Here is a 16,059-nt window from a genome sequence, read left to right on the forward strand (position 1 = left end):
AAAAAGACGCTAAACCATGAAGATTAGCGTCTTTTTTTTGGCTTATAAAAGCGATAATTTATAAATATAGGAGTATCAGCGCCACCACAAGCAATACGCTTAAAAACCCTTGAATGATCAAAAAGGCTTGGTGCGGGGCGGCGATATGGCGAAACATATTACCCAGAGCATTATACGTAATACCTGCGGCTTTCACATGCGGTGGACTATCGAAGGTTTTTATGATGTGCAGAAATTGCTCAGTACGATCAGGAGACCAGCCATGCGGTGCAAATGGCAAGTACGGTGACAGTTGCGTGGCTTGATTTTTGGTCGCTGGTGACCATAACCAACGTTCCAAAAACAGCAAACGCATACGCCAGTCAGCAAAACTACGATGTTCTATGGTCTGTAAGAGCAGCACCTCAACATCTTTATGGCGGCTATCTGCAAAAATGCGTTGCTTTAGTGCATATACGTGAGCCTTCTCACCTTCGATGCATTGCAAAAAGTGGCCACTACCATAACATAGCGTACCGGTGATGCCATGCTGCTGATTATAGTCACGTGCATGGCTTTCTACTTCGTCAAATATAGAGGCGCTTAAGCGTGAGGCAATCGTCAGGCTACTGACATAAACCAATTGGACCAGAGTTGAGTCTTCTATCTCGTCCCACGTACTGATTCTATCGGTGTGACTTAAGGGCATAATAAAACAATCCTAAAAAGCCGTTTGAATACGGCTAAACAAAACAAGCAAAGGAAAACGATGCCCGAATAAAAAAGATACTGACTCACAAAAACGTAGCAAATAGTTACCACGTTAGACTGTCATTGCTTGTGTAGCTTGCTATGATAACGAGCGACATAAAGCGACTAAGCTACCAAGTAGTAAGAAATGCTATATAAAAATGCTATCGAATCAATATGAGGTTTTCTTCATACGCATTACCTGAAAATAGTCATAAACGATAGTGAAGATCGTCACATACAAATTTTGCGACTTCCTATCGTCATTTTCAAACAATCATTTTTAAGCGATATTACCTTTAAAAACCATTGTGGTAACGCTGAATTTAACAGGCAAAATAAGATAAAATACACGCATAACTTATTGTAAATACAATGATAAATTATTGTAACGGTAATGTTTTGCGATTGGAATGTTTTTATCACTTTTTTATATAAAAACTTGCCAACGTGACTGCTAAACTCGATTAAGATAATCTATATACAAGGAAGGCGAGTTAAAATATGACAAATAGCACACTCGGCCAGACTGACCACGCATCAGGTTAATATAGAATTTACACTGCCCTATTAGCTATAACTAATACCCATAAATATTCAAAACAGGAACATTATGAGCAAGATAGAAAAACTAGATGACCTTCACCTAACGATTGCTGAGATCAAGAAAAAAGATTACCCTCAATTAAAAGAATTGATGGACCGTGTTTATGTCAACTTAGGCGGCGCATGGTCAAAAACCACTATCCATACTTTGATTGATGCCTTTCCTGAAGGGCAGATTGCAATGTTTGATCATGATCAGCTGATCGGTATCGTTCTCTCTATGCGCGTGGATTATGCCAAGTTTTCTAACCCACATACTTATGACGATTTAATTGGTCAAAAAGAGATTATTAGAGACAACCCGGAAGGCGACGCTATCTATGGTCTAGATGCCTTGATTGATCCAGAGTATCGTGGCTATCGCTTAGGACGTAGATTATATGATGCGCGCAAAGAGCTGTGTCGTCAGCTGAACTTCCGCGCGATTTTAGCCGGTGGTCGTATTCCTAACTATCATAATCATCAAGATCTCACCCCTGGCGACTATATCGATGCGGTTGCTGCTCGTGAAATCCATGACTCTGCGCTATCATTCCAATTGTCAAACGGCTTTATTGTCAAACGTATCTTGACTGCTTATCTGCCAGATGATGCTCAGTCTAAAGGTTTTGCCACCCTGCTTGAGTGGGCCAATATTTATTATGAGCCAAAGGACTACAAGCCAAACACCCGTAAGTCTGAAGTACGTATCGGTGGTATCCAGTGGCAGATGCGCGAAGTAGAGTCACCAGAAGAGCTACTACAACAAGTCGAGTTCTTCGTCGATATCATGGCTGATTACAACTCAGATTTTGCCTGCTTGCCAGAGTTTTTCAATGCGCCATTGATGGGTCTATGCGAGTCAACGGATCAAAACATTGCCATTCGATTTTTGGCAGAATATACCGAGTGGTTCAAAAACGAGATATCGCATCTAGCGGTCAGCTACAACGTAAACGTCATCTGTGGCTCTATGCCGTTACTAGATGAAGATGACACCTTATATAATGTCAGCTACCTGTGCCGCCGTGATGGTACGGTTGAAGAACAGCGTAAAATCCATATTACCCCACATGAGCGCAGCGCTTGGGTCATCGAGGGCGGTGATGAAGTTAAGGTGTTCGATACTGATGCTGGGCGCATTGGCATCTTGGTTTGTTATGATGTTGAATTCCCCGAACTTGCTCGTCTCTTAGCACTTGATGACATGGATATCTTGTTTGTGCCTTTTTGGACAGATACGAAAAACGGCTACTTACGTGTGCGTCATTGTGCCCAAGCACGCGCTATAGAAAACGAATGCTATGTGATGATTTGTGGTTCAGTTGGTAACTTACCGCAGGTAGAAAGTCTAGATATTCAGTATGCTCAATCATCTATTTTTTCACCATCAGATTTTGCATTCCCGCACGATGCGATCATGGCAGAAACTACAGCCAATACCGAAATGGTGTTTTTCTCTGATTTGAACCTAGACAAACTAACCCATGTGCGTAACGAAGGCTCGGTTCATAACCTGATTGACCGCCGTGATGACTTATTCAGTCTAAAATGGAAAAAGAAAGCCAAAATTCCAGCCAGCAAACTGACTGATGAAGAACGCCGTGAAAACTCAGGCAGCGTACTTATAGGCAACCCATTACAGGACCGCGCGCAAAAGCCTTAATCAAGTGGGTAGATAATCCATCTATTAACAATCATATAATCAAATTTGTGAATAATACGGCTGATATTTCAGCCGTTTATTTTATCTACTAAAAACATGTAGGATAGCCAAGTAGCCATTATGACGACTGATATTGATAATAAAGAGCACCCTCCTACAAAAACAACCAGACAAAAAGTAATGTCTGCATTTAAGACGGTGCTGTTATACGGTCTGATGTTTATTGTGATTTACACAGCGGTTAACTGGTGGCGACAACCTGTCATGCCAGCTAATCCACAGTTGCAATTGATGGACTATCAAGGGCAAGCGGTTGATTTAGCCGCGCTGAGTAATGAGCAGCCGACACTGGTATACTTTTGGGGTACGTGGTGTTCAGTCTGTAGCTTCACCTCTCCAACGATAAACAAGCTGGCCGCCGCAAATAACTATCCTGTCGTTACTATCGCTGTTCAATCAGGTTCTAACCAAGAGTTGCAAAGTTACCTGACTGAAAAAGACTTTAACTTTACAACGGTAAATGATCAAGAAGGTTATATCTTTGATGATTGGCAAGGACAAGTCACACCCTCCTATGTCATTCTAAAAGATGGTGAGATGACGCAAGGACTAACGGGGATTCAGCCGCTTTGGTCATTAAAGTTACGGCTGTGGTTATCATCTATTTTTTAGTGTTTAATTAATAAGTAAACAGTTCATGTAATCGTAACAAATAGATAATCAATATTCTAATACGTATGATTTAATAGAAGACATATGACTGATAGGCATGATTGATTTTTGCTAAAGTTAGAGTGAAATGGACCAGCTCTTTTTACCCTACCCTTTTTGTCATATAATAGCTGCCGATCCAAATATTTTTTCTCATTATTTTTACCAGCACATTTTATGTTGCAATCGTCTCATTACCATTTATTATTGACGTCACTATTTGCGGACTAATGAGCGACAATGGTTATTTATTGACATGATGGTTGATAAACCGACTATGATGAGCAATATACCTATTATTATATTAGCAATTAAGCAGTAATAACTCAGCATAAATCCCAGTATTATATTGAACATTGAGCCTTGTATCCGGTTTTGAACCGACACACAAACCTACCTTTAAAAAGATACCTTCTATGACTGATAAAAGTACCGACACACCAAGCCAAGATTACAAAGACACACTAAACCTCGCAGACACGCCTTTTGCGATGCGTGCAAACCTTGCCAAACGTGAGCCAGATTGGCTGGCAGCTTGGGAAGCAGATGACGTCTACGGTAAAATTCGTCAGGCACGTACTGGCGCAACCAAATATATTTTGCACGATGGCCCTCCATACGCTAATGGTCAGATTCACTTAGGTCATGCGGTTAATAAAGTGCTAAAAGACATTATCGTAAAGTCAAAAACCTTATCAGGCTTTGATGCGCCTTACGTACCCGGTTGGGACTGTCATGGTCTACCAATCGAACAAAAGGTCGAAGCCAAAGTCGGTAAAGTCGGCAAAAAAGTCTCAGCAACAGAATTCCGTGGTCTGTGCCGTGAGTACGCGAGCACCCAAATCGAGCTCCAAAAAACTGACTTCAAACGTTTGGGTATCTTTGGTGATTGGGACAATCCTTACCTGACCATGAACTTCCATCAAGAAGCCAATATCGTACGTGCGCTTGCCAAAATCTATGACAATGGTCACGTCACTCGCGGTATGAAACCCGTTAACTGGTGCTTGGACTGTAGCTCTGCGCTTGCAGAAGCAGAAGTCGAATACCAAGATAAAGTATCAGATGCCATTTACGTAAGCTTTGATGTACTCGATACTGACAAAGTGGCTGCATTGGCTAACTTAGACAATATTGCCGCCATCATTTGGACAACGACCCCTTGGACGTTGCCTGCTAACCAAGCTATCGCCGTCAGCCCTGACAGCGACTATAGTGTCGTCGCGACTGAAAAAGGCAACTTTTTATTGGCGACCGATCTGGTCGAAACGGCAGTAGCAGAACTTAAGTTAGAAAATAAAGGCATCTTAGCGACGGTATCAGGCAGTGATCTTGAAGGCCTACGTGCCCAGCATCCATTGATTGAAGACCGCCAAGTACCGCTTATCTTAGGTGATCACGTGACCACTGACAGTGGTACTGGTCTGGTGCATACTGCGCCTGGCCATGGTCTAGACGATTATATCGTCGGTCTTAAATATAATTTGCCAGTTGAAAATCCAGTGAGTGGTACTGGTGTTTATTTAGAAAGCGCAGCCGTATTTGCTGGCGAGCATATCTACAAAGCCAATCCACAAATCATCGCCGCCTTACAAGACAATGGTCACTTAATCAGCCACACCAAAATTGAACATAGCTATCCGCATTGCTGGCGTCATAAGTCACCGATTATCTTCCGTGCAACACCGCAATGGTTTATCAGCATGGAAGCCAAAGGCCTACGTGATCGTGCGCTTGCTGACATTCCTTCAGTCAACTGGACGCCAGCATGGGGTCAGAACCGCATCGAATCTATGATGAATGGTCGTCCAGATTGGTGTATCTCACGTCAGCGTACATGGGGCGTGCCAATTACTTTCTTTACTCACAAAGAAACAGGCGAGTTGCATCCAAACACGCTTGAGCTGATGGAAGTCGCGGCACAAAAAATCAATGAAGGTGGCGTTGAAGCTTGGTTTGATGCGAGCTGTGAAGATTTCTTAGGCGCAGAAGCGGCTGACTATGACAAAGCGACTGATACCTTGGACGTTTGGTTTGACTCAGGAACGACGCATTTTGCGGTACTTGATCAGCGTGATGAATTGACCAATCCAGCTGACATGTACTTAGAAGGCTCTGATCAACATCGTGGTTGGTTCCAGACGTCATTACTAACCTCAGAAGCCATGTACGAGCGTCCACCGTTCAAGCAAGTATTAACCCATGGTTTTGTGGTCGATGAAAACGGTCGCAAGATGAGTAAGTCACTCGGAAACATCATCACCCCGCAAGAAGAGATCAATAAAACAGGCGCTGATATGTTGCGTTTGTGGATTGCTTCTAGCGACTATCGTTATGAGATGAGCGCCGGTAAAACGGTATTTAAAGGTGCGATCGATATGTATCGCCGTATCCGTAATACCCTACGTTTCTTGCTTGCCAATACCGATGACTTTGATCCGGCGACCAACAGTGTTGATATCAATGAGCTAGTAAGCCTTGATAAATTCATCATCGAGCGTGCACAGACAGTACAAGCACAAATCATCAGCGCTTATGATGCGATGGACTTTCACCAAGTCACTCAACATATCACCGCGTTTTGCTCGCAAGATTTGGGTAGCTTCTACTTAGACATTATTAAAGACCGTCAATATACGACACAGACTGATGGTCAGCCGCGCCGCTCTGCGCAAACGGCTATCTACCATATCGTTCAAGCGCTTATTCGCTGGATTACGCCAATCTTGTCATTTACTGCCCAAGAAGCGTGGGAAGTGTTGGAAGGTAAAAATGGAAATGAAGCTGGCTATGTGTTTACCGAAGGCTGGTACGAGTTCCCAGCTCTTGAGCTAAGTGCTATTAGCAATGATGACTGGCAACGTATCATGCGCGCTAAAGATATGGTGAATAAAAACATCGAAACCGCACGTGGTGAGAAAATCATCAATGCCAACCTATCAGCTGATGTGAACTTATATGCTGATGGTGCGATGCATGAAAGCTTAGCCAAGCTTGGTGAAGAGCTGCGCTTTGTACTCATTACCAGTAGTGCCACCTTAAAACCAATGAGCGATGCACCTGCTGGAAAAGTAAATGCAGAAAGTCAAACCGAGGGCAGTGCAGAAGAAGCTACAGATTTGGTGGTAGATATTAGTGCCGCTGCTGGTACCAAATGCGTACGCTGTTGGCATATCCGTGATGACATCGGCACAGATAGCGCACACCCTGAGTTATGCGCACGCTGTGTGACTAACGTCAGCGGTGATGGCGAGGTGCGTCATTATGCCTAACTCAACAGACCCATTAGAGCAAAAGCAGGTGCATACTCAGAGCGATGGCTCACCTGAGCCTGCTCATGCGACGATAGGGAATTCATCAACGCCGAAAGGTCGCCTAACGAAAACACCAAAAGTTCTCGCTAATGGCAGTCGCGCCTTTACGTGGTATTTACTGTCATTGGTCGTGGTTATCATCGATCAGTGGACGAAATGGTTAGCTGAAACCAAGCTGACTTTTCATGAGCCAGTGCCTGTAATTGAGCCGTTCCTTAATTGGACATTGGCATATAACTATGGCGCTGCTTTTAGCTTTTTGGCCGATGCTGGTGGTTGGCAAAAGTGGTTTTTTTCAGGCTTAGCATTGGTAACGTCACTATTTTTAATCGTGTATCTGATTAAGGCTCCGCGCAAAGCCACGCTATTATCATTAGGGCTGGCATTGGTGCTTGGCGGTGCCGTTGGCAACCTCATTGACCGACTGCTACATGGTCATGTCATTGACTTTATACATGTGCATAATGCCGATGTCTGGCATTACCCTATCTTCAATATCGCAGATATGGGTATCAGTATTGGCGTGGCGATGATTGTCATTGATATGCTGTTCTTGGAAAAGAAGCGTACTAGCTAATATCTACTCATATTTAGCAGCCTAAACAAAACCCCCATCATAGGATCTATGATGGGGGTTTTTCGACGTGGATATTATAGTTACCTATTATAAAATTTAAATAAGCGATGATTCACAAATTAAAAAGGTAATAGTGCTCTATACCTCAATACAAATAAAAGTGCTGTAAAATTAATCACTGCGGTCAAATAATATGTCATGCGAAACTCGCGCTTTTGTGACTTATGACGTAGATAAGTCTGTGCAATCATTGCTCCCACCCAACCGCCAAGCACACTTAACAGATGCAACGTTGATTCGGGTGTTCGCCAGTCACCACTTTGGGCAGCGGCTTTATCTTTGGCATACGTCATATAAGTGATAACTCCTAGCACTATATACCAACCTGCCACTAGCCAGCTAATCTCATATATTACTGTTAGAAATAGCAAAACCGCATAAAATCCGAAACCAAGAAACAAACGTTTCTTTTTTCCTGCTTCAAAGTCTTCTTGAGTACTATGCTTATGATTACTCTGACGGATTTTTTGTGCTTTTTGACGTTGTACAAAGCTGAGTTCTTGCACATCCTTTGCTCGCATACGTCCTTGATTGTCTTGACCGAGTGTAAAAACCACTTGCTCACCGACATTAGGACGACGATGCGCCTTAAACTCCTTGATATGAAAGAATATTGAGTCACCATTCTTCGTTTCAATAAACCCAAAACCTTTATCGTCTTGCCACTTTTTAACTTGCCCCTGCTGTTTACTAGCCATCGATATGCCCGCTCTCTCTTAAATTCACTAAATACGTAGTCAATCTCATATAAATCAGATACGCTTTCATGCTTGCTCAGCCTATGCGTTATAGTCCTTTCACTCGCCCTCCTCATATCTAAGCTGTCTTGAACCAACTATAGTACACTATTTGCGTTACACTTTTTACGCTTACATACACTGTCAGATGACTTATCATTTCTCATATTATTTTTTGATTTAATATTCCAATTTCGCAACGAATGGCCTCTGACTATGACCGACTCACAATTTATCAATCCCAATGAAGACACCCGTATCACTCACGGCAGTCTTGTAAAGCTACATTTTCAAGTATCACTAGAAAACGGTACGGTGATTGACTCTACTTTTAGCCGCGACGCCCCTGTGACTTTGACCATTGGTGATGAGAGCTTGTTACCAGGCTTTGAACAAGTTCTAATGAATTTACGTGCTGGTGATACGCGCTCCGCTCATCTTGAGCCAGAGCAAGCGTTTAGCGATTGGAATCCTGATAACATTCAGCATTTCAGCCGTACCCAATTTGCACTGATCGCTGACAATCCTGAGATTGGCATGATGGTGGAGTTTGAAGACAAAGGCAAAAACACCTTGCCTGGTACGATTAGTGCCATCGATGACGACCAAGTCGAAGTGGACTTCAATCACCCACTTGCCGGGCAATCGCTGCTGTTTAAAGTAAAAATATTTAAAGTGACACCACCTGGTGTGACTGGCATAAAACTCATCTAATACAATAATAAGGACACAACATGCAATATCAAAAACTGCCACAAATCGATGAAGATGTTTCTAAAATTTGTCTGGGTACGATGACATGGGGACAGCAAAACACTGAGTCCGAAGCGCATGAGCAAATGGACATGGCATTGAGTGAAGGTGTAAACTTTTGGGATACTGCTGAGATGTATCCATCACCACCGGATAAAGACAAGCAAGGCGACACTGAACGCTTCATGGGCACTTGGTTTAATAAAACCAAACAACGTGACAAAGTCGTTCTTGCCAGCAAAATATCTCCTATGGGATTTTTGCGTGATGGGCAAACACGTTTTAACGCTGAGCAAATCAGTGGCGCTATTGATGACAATCTTAAACGTCTGCAAACAGACTATATTGATATTTATCAACTGCATTGGCCTGAACGCCAAACGAACTTTTTTAGTCAGCTTGGTTATACTGAAGAGATGGCATCGCAACCGCTAGATGATTTGACGCCTTTTTTAGAGACCATTCAAGCATTGAACGATGAGATTAAAAAAGGCCGCATTCGTGCTTATGGTCTATCGAACGATACTGCATGGGGACTCATGCGCTATCTTTGGGAAGCGGATAAAAATGGTTTAATACCACCTCTTACTGTGCAAAACCCTTATAGTTTGTTAAACCGCTTGTATGAAATAAACATGGCGGAGATTGCTCATCGTGAGAATGTTGGCTTGCTCGCCTACTCTCCACTCGGCTTTGGTGTCTTATCTGGTAAATATCTGGACGGCAAACGCCCAACAGGTGCGCGCCTTACTATGTATGATCGCTTTGCCCGCTATACCAATGAAGAGGCAATATCAGCCACCGTTCAATATGCCAAGATTGCCGCTGATGCAGGATTGGATATGGCACAAATGGCATTGGCTTTCGTTAACTCACGCTCGTTTGTCACCAGTAATATCATTGGGGCAACCACGCTCGAGCAGCTTAAATCTAACATCGACAGTGTTAATTTGACCCTAAGCGCAGATGTGTTAGAAGCGATTGAGGCAGTACATACTCAGCATCCTAATCCGTCACCTTAACTCAGTCTGGCTCATAGCTATTTAAAAGAAAAGGCGCAAATCGCGAGAATTATCACTGCGATTTGCGCCTTTTTTATTTCTGCTTACTTATCAATTCAAGCAAGCCTGATACTTAAGAAAACTTATGCTTTAGATGTTTTTTCTTGAACCAGCTTTTCTTGAGAGGCTTTTGTCAGCACTCTCGAATGCAATTCAGCCAATCCTTCTTGCATACGTGCTTGCAATATATTGGTAATCTCACTCTTATTTAAGCCTTTAGGATCTATTGGCTCAAGTGGCAATACGTAAGCCGTCACATCCTTACTATCCAGTACCTTTTTCAGGCTATCTTTCATCGTCAGCTTGCCATAATAAGGCAGCTCTTCACTCAATGTGCCGTCCTTATTAACATAAGCAATCACGAGAGGACGCACAGGAACATCAGCATCTATCGCAGCTTGTAGCAAGGTGCCATGGATGCGCTTGATTTTTTTGCCATCGGTAGTGGTTGCCTCTGGAAAAAAGATAACCGAAAACCCCTTACTTAGGAAATTGGCAATCTGCATCGCGACCGTGCCTGCATCACCGGATCCACGTTCAATAAACACCGTACCTGCTGCATGAGCCAATTTACCAAATACTGGCCAATCACCGATTTCTGCTTTGGATAAGAAAAAGGCTGGGCTCAAAGTGCCTACCACAGGAATATCCATCCATGACACATGGTTAGATACCCACAGACCATGGTGCTGCTCTACTCGCTCGACTGCAATGACTTTTACACCGAAAGAGCCTGCCATCTTACGGCAAAAGGCCTGAATATAGCGTGGTAGTGTTTCGCGTGGTGGCTGTTTGAAAGCACCGATACGTTGAGCTGCGCGTAGTCCACCAGCAATAGTGGTAGTCATGCCAGCGATTTGTTTACCGCGACCGAACTGCTGTCTGAGTGAAAAGCCTGACTTAGATTGGCTCATCTGTATCCCTCGTGGTTAAAAACGTATGATTGTATATCTTAAATAAACGCAGTGAGTATAACAAAATTTATGAACTCAGTGATGATTTGTTCACTGAGTTATGGATGCCTTTTGTTAGCATTGGACACTCATCATCTTTCCCTCACCTTGATGCTACCCACATTAAATATCTCAGCATGATTAAAAGTCCACTAAACGAATTGATGGTATAGTCGATTCAATATAATTTGGATACAAGCAAGCCAAGTGAAAGTGCTACAAATAGTAGACTAAGCGAAACTGACACCGTATCCAGTTTATAGAGGATTGGCTATAGTACGCATATATTCAATAAAAGAGGCCTAATTACCAACCTTGTAACATAAAAGCATCGATATTTAGGCTAATACGCTTTAACATCAAGTGATAAGACCACATATAGAAGGTCATACAAAAGCTATTTCGACGTTTGTTAAAACGTTTATTAAATTGATAATAGCGATATATCTACTTTATTAAATAGGTGACACTCTTTGGATTATTTTGAAAGACATGAAGGTGGCGAACGCGCCATTATAGTACATTTAGACATCCGCCAAATTCAGGATCCTGACGATCTGGGTGAATTTGAGCTATTAGCAGACTCAGCCGGCGCAGATCGCTTGGCACTGGTCACAGGCTCACGTGCACGTCCCGACGCCAGATATTTTGTTGGTAGCGGTAAAGCAGAAGAGATAGCAGAAATGGTACGCGAGCATGATGCCGATATCGTGCTTTTTAACCACAGTTTATCGCCCTCACAAGAGCGTAATATCGAAGCGTTGGTGAAGTGCCGCGTGTTAGACCGTACTGGTCTGATTTTGGATATTTTTGCTCAGCGTGCCCGCACCTATGAGGGCAAGCTACAAGTTGAGTTGGCACAGCTTAATCATTTATCGACGCGTTTGGTCCGTGGTTGGACGCATTTAGAACGTCAAAAAGGTGGTATCGGTCTGCGTGGACCAGGTGAGACTCAGCTTGAGACCGATCGTCGCCTGCTACAAGTGCGCGTCATGCAGCTTAAAAGTAGAATTGAGAAAGTTAGACAGACACGTGCGCAAGGTCGAGCCCGCCGTCAAAAATCAGATGTGCCAACTATTTCACTCGTTGGTTATACCAATGCTGGCAAGTCCACTTTGTTTAATCGTTTGGTCGATGAAAACATCTATGCTGCTGATAAATTGTTTGCAACACTTGACCCGACGCTACGCCGCTTAGATTGGCAAGGTGTGGGACGTGTGGTACTGGTCGATACAGTAGGTTTTGTTCGTCATTTACCACATGAGTTGGTTGAGTCGTTCCATGCGACACTAGAAGAGACATTAGAGGCAGACTTATTATTACATGTCATCGATTCCTCTAGCGAAGACATGCATGAGCAAATTCAAGCGGTTAAAGACGTACTGGCTGAAATCGATAATGATGTGCCAGTTCTCAATGTCTACAACAAAATCGATTTAACCGATGAGCCTGCACGTATCGGCTATGCCAGTGAAGGTGAACCTAACCGCGTCTATGTGTCTTCTAGAGAGAACTTGGGCATGGAAGAATTATCATTAGCCGTGCAGCAATTACTCACAGGTACACTAACCACTTTTGATTTGACACTCCCTTATCATGCGGGGCAATTAAAAAACGCTTTGTACGAGCTCGGTGTTATCCAAGAAGAAAGCTATGATGACAGTGGTCACGAATGCTTAACGATTCGCTTGCCAAGCGATAGATTGAGACAACTCCTTGGTCAAGCGGATCTAGATCCAGTAGATGTACTGCCGCTTGCCCAAGCAACGCTACTGATGCCTGTACTTGAAGAGTTTGAGCAGCCTGATGAGGTTGAAGAGCAGACAATTACTGAAGCAGAAGAAAAAGCGTTTGACGAATTTGATGCGCTGAATACTGAAGCAGAAAGTCTAGAAACATCGTCGGTCATAGAAAAACAGCATCCTGACTCATAGAGTTAAATGTCTGAGTTTTTAGACCTAATGGCTTATGAAAATAATCGACCTTTAGAAATAGTGGGTTTCTTGGAACCATTTGGAATCACGTTGCTCTAAATGAAAGGATGATATCAATCGATATCATCCTTTTTTATGGGCTATGTATCATGATAATTGATATCTAGTCCAAACAACAAAGCACGGTATTACCTTATAGACTTTATTAGTTTGTCTACTCTGTATATAATCGCCTGTTATACATTCAACAAACATTGAGACATAGGACACGCTTAACAAGGCATTATTACCTATACTGACTTTGCGTTTATTCTATTTATCTCTGACTTGGCCAGCATTTCTTATGAAATCTACTCACTTATCTAGTATGCCTCTATGGCTCGCCGTAATCTTGACTTTGGCGCTAGTTATTCTTGTTCGTGAATCAGCCGTTATCCTCTGCCAATGGGCAGGCATCGAAAAAGCCGCCAATATTGTCGGGCTGGTCGCTATGTTTTGTATCTTGATGTCCTGGCGATTGCTCAAAGGTTTGCCAAGCTGGCTAACGCAAGCCAGTAATACCCTATTGGTCGATAGTGGCTTTGCTTTTTTGCCCGTCTCTGCTGGTGCAGGATTGCTACTCTTTGCCTTAGGTGATGAGCTATGGGGCGTGATGGCTACGATGATTATCAGTGTGCTGATTCCACTGTGGGGCTTGGCGATTCTTTCCAATCGCTGGCTAAACGACAATGTTGGTACTAACCCTACCTCTGTTGAAGAGCACAAATAATAGCTGTGAGCAATATGAACAAGGAAAAGGTATGAGTTTTGACAGTGTATTTGTGACGACCCTAGCAGCCATCGTATTAACCTTGGCGGCGCATGTCATTGCTCGATTGCTGGCACGTAAGATTTCATGGTTGCCAATGGTGATTACCGCGTTAGCACTTGTTCTTTTATTCTTGTTCCTTTTGCAATGGGATTACAATGATTACTATAGTGCGGCAAAGCCGGTATTTGATCGTCTGTTAGGGTATGTCACCGTATTATTGGCAGTGCCTTTGGCAGCGATGAGCTTTAAAGGGTTACCAGTCAAAAAGCTCATGTTAATCGTCACTATTGCGAGTCTTGTGGGTGCATTATTACCCATGTCATTGGCATATCTGTTTTCGTTAAGTCACGACACCATACTCGCTTTTGCGACACGTTCAGTGACCACACCGATTGGTCTGAGTGTCGCCGATTTGATTAAAGCACCACTTGCCATGGCGAACTTAATTATCATTGTCTCAGGGCTTATCGGTGGGGCTTTAGCGCGATTTTTGTTTCGTGGTATCGATGATGACCGTGCTAAAGGCCTAGCACTTGGCTTAGCCGCTCATGCTTTTGGTACCGTGGAGGCTTGGCAAATCAGTCATACTGCCGGACGTTACGCTGCATTTGGGTTGGCAGTAAACGGTCTGGTAACAGCCATCTGGGTACCTATTTTTATCAGCGCACTCATCAGTTAAATCCTCAATAATATGATAGGGCTGAACTAGTTATTTAGGACAGCCCTTACTGTTTTCCAGTATTTAAATACAATTGATTCAATTTAAAAGTCGTATAAGGTAACTGACTGTAGATCTATATTTAGTATTTCAAGCGAGGTTAACGCAGTAACATCTTTATAGTGAAATGATTATAGTCTCTTTCTCAAAAGTCTCTTGCTCAGAAATCCTTTGCTCAAATTATCTAAGCAGTCTTTTATGGCCAATTTTTCATATGTATAAAGCTATATAAATCCTGACCTACTTGCTTAAAACACAAACTGAAAAATCATAGCATATTGATTTTTCTAAAGTTATCCCAAGATACAACCTCTATTTTTACATCTTATTTTGACAATCCTATGCGATGAAAAGTTATTGTATGCTATAGTAAACAACTATTATTTTTTGTATATATTACGAGTGGTTTCTAGTTAAACGTGGTTTTTCTAGGTTGCTATATTCCTTATAGCTATAAAATCCGACAAGCCCAATAACCGCTTAAATGCGAAAAACGAAGCGCCTATAGGCAAAGTAATTTGCTATTACTCGATAAAAAGTGATAACCCTATGATAAACGTTGCAACCTTAGTGACTCGCTGCTTGTCTCCTGTTCTACTTACTACCGTCGTCCTCTCTAGCCTACCTATCGTTGCTCAAGCAGGAAACATAACGATTTATAAGGATGAAAGTGGAAAGGTATTACTGACTAACGTCAATCCCAGTGGTAATTTTGATCAATTTACCAAAAAAGTTCAGGTGAATTACTACAAAAGCTCTAAGTTGTATGATGGCAGTAATAATGGTTATAGCAGCAATAATAATTACGGTAGCAGCGCTGCTAGTAACAGTGGCACCCGTAACGCTTATGATAGCTATATTCGTGACTCTGCCCAACGTCATGGCGTAGACCCTGCCCTCATGAAAGCAATGATGCATACAGAATCAGCTTTTAATCCAAACGCGCGTTCACCAGTCGGTGCCCAAGGTCTGATGCAGCTTATGCCAGCGACAGCTCGCCGTTTCAAAGTGAACAACCCTTGGAACCCTGCTGATAACATTGAAGGCTCAGCCAAATATATCGCTTGGCTCATGCGCCGTTTTGACAATAGAATTGAGTATGCAGTCGCAGGCTATAATGCGGGTGAAGGAAACGTCGATAAATACGGTGGCATCCCTCCTTTTAAAGAAACACAGAACTATGTTAAAAAAGTGATGAGCCGCTACCATAGCTTATATAAAAATGACTCAGGGCTGTCTGGTGCGAGCATGAGCGCCAGTAACCAAACTAGTAATACGAACGGTGGTCTAAAAAATGTCAGTTATGGCACCAGTAGTAATAATGCCAGTTATACCAATTCTGCTTATGCTGCCTTACGTTAAACCATAAAAACCATGTACAAACAATCAGACATAAAAAAGCCCGTTAATAAATTAACGGGCTTTTTTATATTTGGAGACTCTATCTTAC

Annotated in this window: 13 protein-coding genes; 10 read left to right on the top strand and 3 right to left on the bottom strand. The window is 42.7% G+C overall.

Annotated elements, in window-relative coordinates; all coding sequences use genetic code 11:
• Window positions 1-58 precede the first annotated feature (58 nt).
• A complete protein-coding gene (locus tag AAEY75_RS05870) occupies window positions 59-688 on the bottom strand; it encodes a BLUF domain-containing protein (protein WP_110921711.1) in 630 nt (209 codons plus the stop codon).
• Window positions 689-1,342: 654 nt separating this feature from the next.
• Here AAEY75_RS05870 and AAEY75_RS05875 point away from each other — a divergent pair.
• From AAEY75_RS05875 to lspA, 4 genes are all read left to right on the top strand, one after another.
• The gene (locus AAEY75_RS05875) at window positions 1,343-2,980 is read left to right on the top strand and encodes a carbon-nitrogen hydrolase family protein (RefSeq protein ID WP_110921712.1); all 1,638 of its coding nucleotides are present in this window, start codon (window positions 1,343-1,345) and stop codon (window positions 2,978-2,980) included.
• 120 nt (window positions 2,981-3,100) lie between these two features.
• Entirely contained in the window at window positions 3,101-3,652 is a 552-nt protein-coding gene (locus AAEY75_RS05880; RefSeq protein WP_197099866.1) for a protein disulfide oxidoreductase, read from the top strand.
• Between the two features lie 455 nt (window positions 3,653-4,107).
• Window positions 4,108-6,963, top strand: a complete 2,856-nt coding sequence (gene ileS / locus AAEY75_RS05885; protein ID WP_197215912.1) for an isoleucine--tRNA ligase — start codon at window positions 4,108-4,110, stop codon at window positions 6,961-6,963.
• Window positions 6,956-7,582, top strand: coding sequence for a signal peptidase II (lspA, locus tag AAEY75_RS05890; RefSeq protein WP_197215910.1), 627 nt, complete (start codon window positions 6,956-6,958; stop codon window positions 7,580-7,582). The genes ileS and lspA overlap by 8 nt, the downstream gene beginning before the upstream one ends.
• A gap of 119 nt (window positions 7,583-7,701) precedes the next feature.
• Here the strand turns inward: lspA and AAEY75_RS05895 are convergent, their stop codons facing one another.
• Window positions 7,702-8,340: a DUF1294 domain-containing protein gene (locus AAEY75_RS05895; RefSeq protein WP_197215908.1), complete on the bottom strand. Its 639-nt coding sequence runs from the start codon at window positions 8,338-8,340 to the stop codon at window positions 7,702-7,704.
• Between the two features lie 255 nt (window positions 8,341-8,595).
• On the opposite strand from AAEY75_RS05895, the gene AAEY75_RS05900 reads away from it, so the two are divergent.
• Window positions 8,596-9,093 (top strand): FKBP-type peptidyl-prolyl cis-trans isomerase, encoded by a 498-nt coding sequence (locus AAEY75_RS05900; protein WP_197215906.1) that lies wholly within the window; start codon window positions 8,596-8,598, stop codon window positions 9,091-9,093.
• A 20-nt stretch (window positions 9,094-9,113) separates the two neighbouring features.
• Window positions 9,114-10,154 (top strand): aldo/keto reductase, encoded by a 1,041-nt coding sequence (locus AAEY75_RS05905; protein WP_197215904.1) that lies wholly within the window; start codon window positions 9,114-9,116, stop codon window positions 10,152-10,154.
• Between the two features lie 122 nt (window positions 10,155-10,276).
• Here AAEY75_RS05905 and AAEY75_RS05910 read toward each other — a convergent pair whose 3' ends face one another.
• On the bottom strand, window positions 10,277-11,107 hold the full coding sequence (locus AAEY75_RS05910; RefSeq protein ID WP_197215903.1) for a lysophospholipid acyltransferase family protein: 831 nt from the start codon (window positions 11,105-11,107) through the stop codon (window positions 10,277-10,279).
• Window positions 11,108-11,619: 512 nt separating this feature from the next.
• Here AAEY75_RS05910 and hflX point away from each other — a divergent pair.
• The 4 genes from hflX to AAEY75_RS05930 all read left to right on the top strand — a co-directional run bounded on the left by hflX (window position 11,620) and on the right by AAEY75_RS05930 (window position 15,971).
• Window positions 11,620-13,080 (top strand): ribosome rescue GTPase HflX, encoded by a 1,461-nt coding sequence (gene hflX, locus AAEY75_RS05915; protein WP_352259034.1) that lies wholly within the window; start codon window positions 11,620-11,622, stop codon window positions 13,078-13,080.
• Window positions 13,081-13,423: 343 nt separating this feature from the next.
• Entirely contained in the window at window positions 13,424-13,849 is a 426-nt protein-coding gene (locus AAEY75_RS05920) for a CidA/LrgA family protein (protein ID WP_197215901.1), read from the top strand.
• 31 nt (window positions 13,850-13,880) lie between these two features.
• A complete protein-coding gene (locus tag AAEY75_RS05925) occupies window positions 13,881-14,570 on the top strand; it encodes an LrgB family protein (RefSeq protein WP_110921721.1) in 690 nt (229 codons plus the stop codon).
• A 588-nt stretch (window positions 14,571-15,158) separates the two neighbouring features.
• Window positions 15,159-15,971 carry a lytic transglycosylase domain-containing protein gene (locus tag AAEY75_RS05930; RefSeq protein ID WP_197215900.1) on the top strand — a complete coding sequence of 271 codons (813 nt, stop codon included), beginning with the start codon at window positions 15,159-15,161 and terminating at the stop codon, window positions 15,969-15,971.
• Window positions 15,972-16,059: the final 88 nt, after the last annotated feature.

The organism is Psychrobacter sp. TB55-MNA-CIBAN-0194, assembly GCF_040309505.1.
Taxonomy (GTDB): domain Bacteria; phylum Pseudomonadota; class Gammaproteobacteria; order Pseudomonadales; family Moraxellaceae; genus Psychrobacter; species Psychrobacter fozii.